General features: G+C 72.1%; 12 protein-coding genes. 8 read left to right on the top strand and 4 right to left on the bottom strand.

The genetic code is table 11. The annotated features are described in order from the left end of the window. Nucleotides 1-159 precede the first annotated feature (159 nt). Nucleotides 160-957: a dihydropteroate synthase gene (gene folP, locus ACZ3II_RS26525; RefSeq protein ID WP_465520652.1), complete on the top strand. Its 798-nt coding sequence runs from the start codon at nucleotides 160-162 to the stop codon at nucleotides 955-957. Here folP and ACZ3II_RS26530 read toward each other — a convergent pair. Continuing rightward, nucleotides 945-1,505 (bottom strand): TetR/AcrR family transcriptional regulator, encoded by a 561-nt coding sequence (locus tag ACZ3II_RS26530; protein ID WP_465520442.1) that lies wholly within the window; start codon nucleotides 1,503-1,505, stop codon nucleotides 945-947. The two genes, folP and ACZ3II_RS26530, sit on opposite strands and share 13 nt — an antisense overlap. Nucleotides 1,506-1,575: 70 nt before the next feature. Here ACZ3II_RS26530 and ACZ3II_RS26535 point away from each other — a divergent pair, with 70 nt between their 5' ends. Next, nucleotides 1,576-2,970: a DHA2 family efflux MFS transporter permease subunit gene (locus ACZ3II_RS26535; RefSeq protein WP_465520443.1), complete on the top strand. Its 1,395-nt coding sequence runs from the start codon at nucleotides 1,576-1,578 to the stop codon at nucleotides 2,968-2,970. 442 nt (nucleotides 2,971-3,412) lie between these two features. Here ACZ3II_RS26535 and ACZ3II_RS26540 read toward each other — a convergent pair whose 3' ends face one another. Continuing rightward, a complete protein-coding gene (locus tag ACZ3II_RS26540; protein ID WP_465520444.1) occupies nucleotides 3,413-5,224 on the bottom strand; it encodes a LamG domain-containing protein in 1,812 nt (603 codons plus the stop codon). Nucleotides 5,225-5,357: 133 nt separating this feature from the next. Here ACZ3II_RS26540 and ACZ3II_RS26545 point away from each other — a divergent pair, with 133 nt between their 5' ends. The 4 genes from ACZ3II_RS26545 to ACZ3II_RS26560 all read left to right on the top strand — a co-directional run bounded on the left by ACZ3II_RS26545 (nucleotide 5,358) and on the right by ACZ3II_RS26560 (nucleotide 8,553). Further along, nucleotides 5,358-5,819, top strand: coding sequence for a hypothetical protein (locus ACZ3II_RS26545; protein WP_465520445.1), 462 nt, complete (start codon nucleotides 5,358-5,360; stop codon nucleotides 5,817-5,819). Beyond that, nucleotides 5,819-6,394 (top strand): hypothetical protein, encoded by a 576-nt coding sequence (locus tag ACZ3II_RS26550; RefSeq protein ID WP_465520446.1) that lies wholly within the window; start codon nucleotides 5,819-5,821, stop codon nucleotides 6,392-6,394. Before ACZ3II_RS26545 ends, ACZ3II_RS26550 begins: the two co-directional genes overlap by 1 nt. A gap of 22 nt (nucleotides 6,395-6,416) precedes the next feature. Next, complete coding sequence (locus tag ACZ3II_RS26555) at nucleotides 6,417-7,187, top strand: LLM class F420-dependent oxidoreductase (protein ID WP_465520447.1); 771 nt, start codon at nucleotides 6,417-6,419, stop codon at nucleotides 7,185-7,187. Between the two features lie 313 nt (nucleotides 7,188-7,500). Beyond that, entirely contained in the window at nucleotides 7,501-8,553 is a 1,053-nt protein-coding gene (locus ACZ3II_RS26560; protein WP_465520448.1) for a hypothetical protein, read from the top strand. On the opposite strand, the gene ACZ3II_RS26565 is transcribed toward ACZ3II_RS26560, so the two are convergent. Then, nucleotides 8,468-9,514, bottom strand: a complete 1,047-nt coding sequence (locus ACZ3II_RS26565; protein WP_465520449.1) for an LLM class flavin-dependent oxidoreductase — start codon at nucleotides 9,512-9,514, stop codon at nucleotides 8,468-8,470. The genes ACZ3II_RS26560 and ACZ3II_RS26565 overlap by 86 nt on opposite strands. Before the next feature lie 45 nt (nucleotides 9,515-9,559). After that, complete coding sequence (locus ACZ3II_RS26570; RefSeq protein WP_465520450.1) at nucleotides 9,560-9,925, bottom strand: hypothetical protein; 366 nt, start codon at nucleotides 9,923-9,925, stop codon at nucleotides 9,560-9,562. 189 nt (nucleotides 9,926-10,114) lie between these two features. Between ACZ3II_RS26570 and ACZ3II_RS26575 the strand changes: the two genes are divergently transcribed. After that, on the top strand, nucleotides 10,115-10,867 hold the full coding sequence (locus ACZ3II_RS26575; protein ID WP_465520451.1) for an SDR family NAD(P)-dependent oxidoreductase: 753 nt from the start codon (nucleotides 10,115-10,117) through the stop codon (nucleotides 10,865-10,867). Between the two features lie 138 nt (nucleotides 10,868-11,005). Then, nucleotides 11,006-11,455 carry a hypothetical protein gene (locus ACZ3II_RS26580; RefSeq protein WP_465520452.1) on the top strand — a complete coding sequence of 150 codons (450 nt, stop codon included), beginning with the start codon at nucleotides 11,006-11,008 and terminating at the stop codon, nucleotides 11,453-11,455. Nucleotides 11,456-11,569 lie beyond the last annotated feature (114 nt).

Consider the following 11,569-nt stretch of genomic DNA (forward strand, 5'->3'; position numbering starts at 1 on the left):
TGATGAATGGCGCTAAAACCCACGAGATAAAAGACCTGATCTTGGGTACGGCGTACCGGCCGGTACGTCCGGAGGCCTTTGTTAGGGTCGCTGACCGTGAGTGAACTGCAGCGGGTCATCGGTGGCCGGTCCTACGACTTCTCCTGCCGGGTCGTGGTGATGGCGATCGTCAACCGCACCCCGGACTCCTTCCACGACAAGGGCCGCACGTTCGCTCTGGAGAAGGCGACCGAGGCCGTCGCCGCGGCCGCCGCGGACGGCGCCGACTGGATCGACATCGGCGGCGTCCCGTTCGCCCCCGGACCCGAGGTGACCGCCGCCGAGGAGCTGGACCGGGTGCTCCCGGTCGTCGAGGCCGCCCGCGACCTGGCCGTCGTCTCGGTCGACACGTTCCGTCCCGAGGTGGCCCGCGCGGTGATCGAGGCCGGCGCCGGGGTCGTCAACGACACGTCCGGCCTGCGGGACCCGGCGATGGCCGACGCGGTCGTGGGCACCGGCGCCCAGCTGGTGATCTGCCACAGCCTGGCGGCGCCGCGCACCGAGTACCCCCGCCCCACCTATGGCGACGTGACCGGCGAGGTCGGCGCGTTCCTGCGGGAGAAGGTGAAGCTCGCGCTGTCCCGCGGCGTCCGGCCGGACCAGATCATCATCGACCCGGGGCACGACCTGAACAAGAACACCCACCACTCATTGGAGCTGACCCGCCGGCTCGACGAGATCGCGGCGATCGGGTACCCGATGCTGGCGGCGCTGAGCAACAAGGACTTCATCGGCGAGACCCTGGACCGGCCGCAGCAGGACCGGCTCGCCGGCACCCTCGCGACGGTGGTGTTCTCGATCCTGCGCGGCGCCCGGATCATGCGGGTGCACGACGTGCGGGCCGCCACCGACGCGATCCGGATGACCGAGGCGATGCTGGGGTGGCGGGAGCCCGCCTACACCCGTCACAACATGTGAGGATCGTGCGGCAGCGTGCCGATGATCTCGGCGATCCCCGGCGGCGGCGTCTCGATCCTGCCGGGCCCGAGGACACGCATCGTGCCGAGCACGGTGACCAGCATGCCCATCGCGAAGAAGTCCCGCGCCTCCTCCGCGGAGGCGCCGGTGAGTTCACGCACCACGTAGTACAGACGGCTGTAGCACTCGCGGACCGCCGCGCCGATCGCCGGATCCTCGGCGGCCGCGAACCCGTGCAGGAACACCGCCAGCAGATCCCGCTCGGCCAGTAGCTCCTTGTACGCCCGGCCGAGCCCGCTCATCGTCGGCTCGATCGCGGCGGCGGCCCGCCAGGTCTGCTCCAGACGGTCGCTGACGTGGCGCTGGGTGGCCAGGAACAGCTCCTGCTTCGACCCGAACAGGCGAATCACGTACGGCTGGGAGACGCCGGCGATCCGCGCCACCTGATCCGTCGTCGTGCCCGCGTAACCGCCCTGCGCGAACGCGGTGACGGCGGCCCGCACGAGCTGGGCGTGGCGTTCCTGAGCGGTGAGACGGGTCCGGGTCACGTTGACAGGTTATCAGTCGATGCATACGGTCCTAGTTATCAGTGGATAACAACTTCCAGGGGAGCAGTCCGTGTCCACCACCCTCGCGGGACCCGCATCGAGGACCCGCCCGTTCGGCCTGGTGATCGCCGCCGTCGGCATCCCGGCCTTCATGGCCGCCCTCGACAACCTCGTCGTCAGCACCGCTCTGCCGGTCATCCGCGCCGACCTCGGCGCGTCCATCTCGCAGCTGCAGTGGTTCGTCAACGCGTACACGCTGCCGTTCGCCGCCTTCCTGCTCACCGCCGCCGCGCTCGGCGACCTGTTCGGCCGCCGCCGGATGTACCTGACCGGCATCACCGTCTTCACGCTCGCGTCCGCCGCCGCCGCGCTCGCCACCGAGCCGTGGCAGCTCACCGCCGCCCGCGCGGTCCAGGGCCTGGGCGGCGCGCTGACCGCGCCCCTCTCCCTGACCCTGCTGGCCGCGGCCGTGCCGGACCATCTGCGCAACAAGGCCGTCGGCATCTGGGGTGGCATCACCGGCCTCGGCATCGCGGTCGGCCCGGTCGTCGGCGGCGCCGTCGCCGACGGCCTCACCTGGAACTGGATCTTCTGGATCAACGTGCCGATCGGCGTCGCCGCGGTCGTCATCGCCGGCCTCACGCTCGACGAGTCCCGCGGCGGGGCCCGCCGTCTCGACCCGCTCGGCCTGGCCCTGTCGTCCACCGGCATGCTGCTGCTGATCTGGGGCGTCGTCGACGGCCCGGAACACGGCTGGACCACCGGCCGGGTGCCGCTCATGCTGGTCGCCGGGGCCGCGCTGATCGCCGGCTTCCTGTTCTGGCAGAGCCGCAACCGTACGCCGATGCTGCCCCTGACCCTCTTCCGCTCCCGCACGTTCAGCCTGGTCATCCTGGTGACCCTGACGTTCTCCGCGGGCGCGTTCGGCTCGGTCTTCCTGCTCGCCCAGTTCTTCCAGGTGGTGCAGGGCCTCAGCCCGCTCGAGTCCGGCCTGCGGACCCTGCCGTGGACCGGCGCGCCGATGCTGGTCGCCCCGCTCGTCGGCGTCTTCGGCGCGCGGATCGGCCTGCGCAACCTGATCGTCGCCGGGCAGCTGTGCCTGGCCGGCGCCATGCTCTGGATCGGGCTGGTCACCGCGCCGGACACCCCGTACAGCAGCCTGGTCGGCGCCTTCGCGCTCGGCGGCGTCGGGATGGGCCTGACCATCGTGCCGATCAGCACGCTCACCCTGGCCAGTGTGCCGGCGATGCAGCGCGGCATGGCCTCCGGCACCAACAACACCGTGCGCGAGTTCGGGGTGGCGGCGGGCGTCGCGGTGCTGGCCTCGATCTTCAGCACGTACGGCGGCTTCGCCGGTCACCAGGACTTCGTGGACGGTGTGGTGCCCGCGGTCCTGACCGGCGCGGCGATCCTGGCCGCCGGCGCGCTGATCGCCACCCGCCTGCCGCGGGCCCTTCCGCAGTGAAACCGCCTGTTGCGCGTACGCAACACGCCTGCAACGATGACCTTCGATCCAGTGCCGCCCGGCGCCGCCGGCCCCGTCCTCGCCGGTCGTCTCCGTAACCCCGGGCCGTCCCGGATCAGCGATCAGCGCCGTATGCGCCGGCCCACCGACCGGCACATGCGGCGCTGTCGCATTCGTGTGTGGAGTTCGGGCGCTCCGCGCGCCCGAACTCCACACGCTGTCACGAGCGGTTCGCGGGCTGGTTGCGGTTGTCGTCCGGCTGATTGTGGGGGCTGTCTCGGCACCGCTGAGACAGCCCTGCGAACCAGCCGAGGGGTGACCGTGACGTGCATGCATGACCCGGCGGCCGCGGGACGGCAGGGAGGGGACGCCTGCCGTGGCCGCCGCGAGGCACGGAACCGTGCGTGGCCCGTACCCCGGAAATGGGTGAGAGAAGCCCCGCCTACCCGATCTTGACCCAGATGTCGTCGAGGGTGCCGTGGAACTGGTCGTTGTTCTGGCCGACGCCCTTGCCGCCGACGGTGAACGGCTGGTTCGTGTCGACCGACAGCGTCGCGGGCACCGCGGTCACCGACTCGAGGCGGTCGTCGACCAGGATCGCCAGGGTCGGGCCGGTACGGCGGCACTCCAGGGTGTGCCACTTGCCGTCGGCGACCGAGATCCGGCTGCGGGCCACGTGCACGACCGTCCCGTTCTTGTCGCTGATGCCGCAGCTCGGCTTGCCGGACAGGCCGTCCACCTGCAGCTTGTACTGGCCGCCGGTGGAACCCACGTTCGAGTGGCCCTTCTGCAGGATGTTCTCGCCCCGGCCGGTCTCCGCCGGGGACAGCAGCACGCTCGCCCCGTACCGCAGCGCCCGGCTCTGGGGGTTGAGGTCCTGGGTGTCGCCCGCCTGCAGGATCAGCCGCGGGCAGTTGTCGCCCGCGCACTTCGCCGGGAACCCGAGGGCATGCCCGGCGTCGTGCGGCACCAGGCGCGGCGCGCCACCGTTGCGGGTGACCGCCCGCAGCAGGTGCCCGTGCCCGGAGCCGTCGTCGAAGGTGCCGTCCGCGATCGTGGTGTCGAAGTTGTAGGCCGCGACGTTCCCGCCTGACGCGACCGGGCCGGAGACCGCCGGGGTCGCCTCCAGGCGCGGCGACACCCCGTGGAACTCCACGTACCGCTTCCGGCTCACGCCGCCGACCACGGTGAAGTCACCGACCGCGCTGATCGCGCCGAGCCGCGGGCTGGCCGCCAGCTGCCGCGTCCCGGCGACCCCGTTGGCCTGCGGCGCCCAGCCGAGCAGATTGCCCTCCCGGTCGACGGCGGCGAGCTTGCCCCGGGCCTCCGAACCGTCGGTGCAGATGCCGCGCACCCCGTTGTTGGTGGTCGTGCACGCCTTGTCGAAGTGCCCACCCACATAGACCGTGTCGTCGAGCACCGTGATCGCCTGCGCGTCACCGTCGAACACCCGGGTCCAGCGGGTCTGACCCTCCTTCGTGTACGACACCGCCCGTCCACCCTGTCCGCCGAGCGCCGCGTACACCCCGTCCGCGTGCGGGGCCAGCGCGAACACCTGCGACACCGGCTTCGGCGCGAAGCTCCGGTCGAGCACGCCGGTCGCCGGGTCCACGGCGCTCAGCCGCAGCGTGGAACGTACGCCGTTGGTGCGGTGGAAGCTGCCGCCCACGTACACCCGCTCCGGGGTGACCGCGAGCGCGTTGACGGTGTCGTCGGTGGTCGGCGCCCAGGCCGCGTCGAGCGTGCCGGTCGCGGCGTCGAAGGCCGCCAGGTTCGCCCGCGGCGTCCCGTCCACCGCGGTGATCCGGCCGCCCAGGTAGACCCGGCCGTGCCCGGCCGCGATCGCGTTCGGCTGCCCGAGCACGGTGTGGCGCAGCGGGGTGAGCGTGCCGTTCGCGCCGTCGATGCCGGCCACCGCGTCCCGCTGCTCGCCGTTGACCGCGTCGAAGTCCCCGGCCGCGTAGACGATCCCGTTGTCGACGGCGAGCGCCCGCACGTTGGCGTCCGCGGCCGGCTGCCAGTCCCGCAGCGCGCCGGTGCGGGCGTCGAACGCGGCGAGCCGGCTGCGCGCGGCGGTACGGCCACCGTCCGACGCGGTGGTGAAGGCGCCTCCCACGTAGACGGTGTCGCCGCCGTAGGCGACCGCGTAGACGGGGCCGTTGAACGAGGGGGTGCTGGCCGGCTGAGTCGAGACGATCTCCGCGAACGCCGTGCCGCCGGCCGCGACGAGAACCGTCGACAGGGCCGTGATCATCGCACGACGGAGCGCGTTCTTACCTTTTCTGGGGTTCTGTGCCACGTCTGAGCTAACTTCCGAGATCCGCAAAAGTCGCGGCGGGCACTATGCTCCCCCGTACGCCCGATCCGTGCCTCATCGAAGAAGGGGAATGCGCGTGTCGCACCGTCGCCGCACCGCCCGGACCGTCGCGTGCCTCGCGGCCTTCGCGGCCCTGGCCGCGGGCTGCGACGGGATCGAGATCGAGGTCCCGGCCGGCTCCCTGCCGGCCCCGGTCAGCATCAACCCGATCCCGTCCGCGTCCGCCGGCGACCCGAGGTACGTCTGCACCGCCGCCTACAAGATCCTCACCGACGGCGCGGTCCGGCTCGCCGAGGACGCCGCCGCGGACCGCAGGGACGGCCTGCGGCAGACCCTCTCCGACATGTCGGCCAAGATGTCCGCCGTCGGTTCCCGCGCCGACCAGGCGGGCCAGCGGGCCACCGTCGACCAGATCGCCGGGTCGCTCGCCACCGGTTCGCAGGAGCCCGACCCCCGCGCCTTCATCAACGGCGACTTCACCACCATCGCCCGGAAACTGGACGGCACCTGCCGCCCGGCCGCGACCCCCTGATGACATCCGCGTGGACGCCGGCCGCCGAGGCGCTGCTCGAACCGGGAGAACACCTGCTCGCCGCCGAGGAGATGCGCACCGCTGACGGCGCCACTCCCCCGGCGCCACCCGAGCCCGCCGGCGACGCCCCGCTGGGCCCGCTCGGCAAGGTGGGCGCCGGGCTCGTCGCCGCGGCGTCGCTCGACATCTCGCCGCCCGGAGGCAACCTGCTCGAGCGCCTGCTGTTCGGCGTCGCCGCGGACGGACCGCCCGGATCGACAGCCGGCACGCTGTACAGCGCGTGTCTGCGCATGCCCGGCCTCCGGACGACGGTGCTGGCCGTCACCGATCGGCGGCTGCTGGTCGCGGTCTCCCCGGAACACGCGCTGCTGTCCTGGGCGGACGAGAGCCGGGACCACCTCGACGCGATCGGGACCGTGCCGCGGACCGGGATCAGCGCCGCCGGCATCCACCGGCACCGGCTGCGGCGACGGCTGCGGATCACGTTCACGGACGGCTCGTGGGCGGCGTTCCGGACACCGCCCGGCGAGTCCATCGACCCGGCGCGCCGCCTGATCCGCGCCCTCACCGGGTGACGCGGGACGTAGGCTCGGTCACATGATCGATAGGCCGGTTCGCATCGGGCTGCAGTTGCAGCCGCAACACATGGACTACGCCACCATCCGCCGTACGGCTTCCGAAGCCGAGGACCTCGGTCTGGACATCCTGTTCAACTGGGACCACTTCTATCCGCTCAGCGGCGAGCCGGACGGCCTGCACTTCGAGTGCTGGACCATGCTCGCCGCCTGGGCCGAGTCCACCTCACGCGTGGAGATCGGCGCGCTGGTCGCCTGCAACAGCTACCGCAACCCCGACCTGCTCGCCGACATGGCCCGCACCGTCGACCACATCTCGTCGGGCCGCCTGATCCTCGGCATCGGCTCGGGCTGGTTCGAACGTGACTACACCGAGTACGGCTACGAGTTCGGCACCGCCGGCAGCCGCCTCGACGACCTCGCGGAGGCACTGCCCCGCATCGAGTCCCGCTGGTCGCGTCTGAACCCGCCACCGACCCGCGACATCCCGGTCCTGATCGGTGGCGGCGGCGAGAAGAAGACCCTGCGCCTCACCGCCGAACACGCCGACATCTGGCACAGCTTCTCCGACCCCGAGACCCTCGAGCGCAAGCTCGGCATCCTCGGCCGGCACTGCGCCGACGTCGGCCGCGACCCCGGCGAGATCGAGATCTCCGTGATGGGCCACACCGAGAACCGGGACAAGATGTACGAGCTGGGCGCCCGCCTCTTCACCATCAACGTCAGCGGCCCGAACCCGGACCTCACCGAACTCCGCGAATACCTCGCCTGGCGCGACAAGCTCAACGCCTGACGTTCACGGCCGGAGGCTGGTCCACCGACCCTCGAAGATCAGCCTGCCACACCGAGAATCATCTCGAGCAATATCATCGCGCCGGTTGGCCCGGAACATCCCGTTCCGGCCCAGCCGGCGCGGCCGATCGCGGGCGTCTTCCTCGGCCGTGAACCTCCTTGATCACGTTGGACCGGGTCTGAGCCAAGGGAGTACAGCCAGACGGACAGTCCACAGGGACCCTCCGAGGCCGACCCACCACCTTCGAACCTGCGCACCGACGTGTCACCGCCGGACCGGCTGAGGGCTGGCGTCTGCTCGTTATGCTGCGGCGGTGTCGATCTTCGCTGCCTCCACCCTCCGCCACGGCCGCCGGGAATGGACGGTCGACCCCCTGGCCGGCGCCGGGCCGGTGCGTTTCGGGATGAGCCGGGAGCAGGTCGAGGACACCCTCGAAGACCTGTTCCGGTTCTCGTCCGACGACGCCTCGGTCCGGTTCGAATGCGGCCTTGTCACCTGTTTCGACGGCGACGACCGGCTCAGCGCGATTCTCTTCGACCCGTCGCACGGCCCGCAGCCGCACCTGGACGGGATGCCGCTGGCCGGCCTGAATCCGGAGGCGATGACCACCTGGCTGCGGGGGTACGCCGACCGGAACGGCCTCGGCCCGGTATCCGTCGGCCCGCACGACGACGCCGTACATCCAGGTCTCGGCCTGGCCCTGACCCCGGAGTCCCGGGTGGACGTGGTGGTCACCCGGCCGGTTCTCGTCGCGCCCTGGTGGACCGACCGGCTGCTGTCCGGTGACGAGCCGGAGTGGCGGCGCCTCGGACCGCTGCTGCTGCACGGCGACAGTGGTGCGCCCGGGCACGTGCGGGCTGACTGGGTGCTCGAGCCGCTGCAGCGGGTCGGCCCGCTGGAGTTCGGCGCGAACGAGGCGATGGTGCGCGCGGCGCTCGGTGACCCGGTCGAGTCCGGGCGCCCGGAGGCCGGCGCCTGGATCCGGTTCGCCGATCCGGCGGTGACGGCGTTCTTCGACGAGGCGGGCCGCCTGGCCGCCGTGGTCGCCGACGCCGTCCGGGGCCCGCAGGTGCGGCTGGCCGGCATCGAGCTCACCGGCCGGGTCCCGTCCGAGGTCACCCTGCTGCTGGAACGCCACCTGCATGCGGCGGGCCACCCGGTCACGCACGACTACACCGGCTACGTCCTGTCACCGGCGGACGGACTGACCTTCGAGGGCCAGCGCGTCGGGGACCATCTGCGGACCCGCCCGCTCCTGATCGGCGAGGACTGGGCCGGGTTCACCCGGGAGTGGCGGCGCCTGCCGTTCCTGACCGACGAGGTTCTCGGCCGTTCGTCCAGCCGAGTTGTGGGGCGATCAGGGTGACGGTGTCGGCGAGGATCTGTTCGTAGTCCGCACGGTCGAACTCGTACGGCAGCTCCAGGCGCAACGCGCTCGCCGCGGCGACCACCGGGTCGGCGTGCAGCCGTTCGACGATCTCGGCAGCCGTGCCGACCAGGTCGGGAGCGAAGAGGGTACGCCGTTCGCCGTGCGGTTCGAGGGTCCGGTCGTGACGGCTGCGCGCGTACTCCTGATAGCGCTTGCGGGTCCGCCGGTCGGCGCCGTCCAGCGGCACGATCACCCGGCCGACCGCGATCGGGCCGGCCTGCTCGAACGCTGAGAACTCCGCGATGAGCTGTGCCTGCGCGGTCACGAAGTCGTCGCTGCGCTCCCCCGACACGATGTTGCCGGTCAGCAGGCCGAGCCCGTGCGCGCCGGCCCAGCGGACCGAGCGGGAGCTGCCACCGCCGTACCAGATCCGCTGCGCAAGGCCGGGGCTGTGCGGCTGGAGCCGGGGCCGCTGGGTGTTGCCCGGTGAGTGGATCACCGTGTCCGGGTCGCCGAGGTAGTCGCCGCGCAGGTTGGCGAGGAGCCGCTCGATCCTGCCGTAACCCAGGTCGAAACCGCGCCAGTCGCCGTCGAACACGAGGTCGCCGAGGAGGTCGGCGTGCGGCGGCAGGCCCGCGCTGAAGCCGATCTGCAGGCGGCCGCGGGACAGCACGTCGGCCAGTGAGAGGTCCTCGGCGAGCCGGAACGGGCTCTCGTACCCGATCGGGATGACCGCCGTGCCGAGTTCGATCCGGCTGGTCCGCTGGCTCGCGGCGGCCAGGAGGACCGCCGCCGCGCCGACGCCGTGCTCCAGGTGCCGCTGCCGGATCCAGGCGCCGTCGAAGCCGAGCCGCTCCCCGTAGGCGAACAGGTCGAGGGTCGCGTCCAGGCCACTGAACGGGTCGTCGTCCGGAAAGTTACCCGGGGTGAGGAACGCGAGGGATCGCAGGCTACCCATGCGATCGACTGTATTACCTATGGAATGAATAGGATATGGCTCGCCTCACTCGTAGCCGACGTAGACCACCACCTGCCCGCGCCGGATGTGCGATCCCACGCTGACGAACGCCGGATCGGTCAACGTCGGCCGCTCCTCCCGCCACTGCGCCACATCCATCCGCTGCGCCAACTCCTCGGCTGTCTGGCCCGCCGCCGGCTGCAGCGTCAGGCTCCAACCACATCCGCCCGACCCACACACCTTGGTGTCCTCGACCACCGTCACCCCCGCCGGCACCTCCGGAATCCGCCATCGCGGCGGCATCGCGCCCTCGTCCCCGAACATCATCAGGTTCAGGAACTGCCCTCCCCAGCAACACACCATCAGGCCCGCCACTATCGAGACACCCCGGACGACCACCCGCAACCTCACCGCGACAGGGTAGCCACAACAGCCGATCAAACCCCTGCTCCGGTACGCCGTGGGCCGCCCCCACCGGATCCCTGGCCCCTGCCAGTCCCCGTCAGGCGGTCCCGTCACCGGGCGGATGCGGTGGTCACGCGACCTCTCCGCCCCCGCTCCGACACTGCGGGGACTGTCCACAGCACGCACCATGAGTGGATGCCTGTCACCGCGCGCCCGTCCTTCGTCGTCACCGGGGCCGCTCAGGGGGTCGGCCGCGTCATCGCCGAGCGCCTGTCCGCCGAGGGGCACGTGGTGGTCCTCGACCTCGCCCCGGATCCGGGCGAGGTGTGGCCGGACACGATGCCCCTGGTCCGCGGGGATGCCGCGGATCCGGTCATGGCGCGGCACGCGGCGGAGGCAGCCGAGGCGGCCGGCCCGCTGGCCGGATGGGTCAACAACGCGGCGATCTTCCGTGACGCCGGGCTGGCCGGCGCCGGGGCGCCTGAGGTCCTTGCGCTGATCACCGCCAACCTGGCGCTCGCCGTGACGGGCTGCCACACCGCAGTGAACCACTTCCTGCGGCACCGGCGGCCCGGCGCGATCGTGAACGTCTCCTCGCACCAGGCGCAACGGCCGGTCCGCGGCGCGCTGCCGTACGCCACCGCGAAAGCCGCCGTCGAGGGCCTCACCCGGGCGGTGGCCGTCGATCACGGGCCGGACGGCATCCGGGCGAACGCGGTGGCGCTCGGCTCGATCGTCACCGCCCGGTACGACGAGTACCGGGTGGCGCATCCGGAGGTGGACGCGCAGATGGCCGCCCTGCATCCGCTCGGCCGTCCCGGCACGCCGGACGAGGTCGCCGGCGCCGTGGCGTTCCTGTTGTCGCCGGCGGCCGGTTTCGTCAACGGCGTGATCCTGCCGGTCGACGGCGGCCGCGCGGTGAACGGCCCGGACCCGGAGGCCCGGTGATCCGGGGTTGTGTGAGCTGAGCCGCATGGTCGCCGATGCTACGGTCCGCGAGGCCGGCCGACAGTAGACCTGGCACTACGCCGAAGAGTAGAGCCCGCGGGATGTCGAGGCCGTCGCGCCGCGGCGCACCATCGGGCCATGCGGAATTCGCGGAGAGCACCTGCCGCCGTACGGGTGGCCTTCGGCAGCTGGCTCGTCGCCGTGGGCGCGGGCGTGTTCGAGACCTGCTCCATCGTGGCCAGGGAAGGCCTGAGCGGTGACGTGGCGACCGGCGCCGCGGTCCGCACGGCGGTCTTCGCGGTCGCGGTCGCCGTCGCCTGGCAGATGTACGCGGGCCACCGGTGGGCCCGCCTCGTCCTGGCCGTCGGGCTGGGCGTGGTCGGTCTCGCCTCGCTGATCGCCGATCCGATCGCCTGGCTGGCCGCCGGCAACTCGGTGCCCCGCCTGATCGCCGGCAGCGGGCCGGCCGACCTGGCGTTCGGCGCCAGCCGTGCCCTCCACGTCGCCGCCGTCCTCACCGGTCTGACCCTGATGTTCACACCGCCGGCGAACGCCTGGTTCCGCACACCGGCCCCGGTCCGGGCATGACGGCGGCCGGGAAGTCAGCGGCCGGCCAGCAGGCTGAAGGAGTTCGGCAGGCGACCGGACCAGGCCGCCCTTGCTGGTGTAGACGAGGTCGGCGCAGCCGGCCGCCAGTGGGGC

It is taken from the genome of Actinoplanes sp. NPDC019969, from assembly GCF_055562375.1.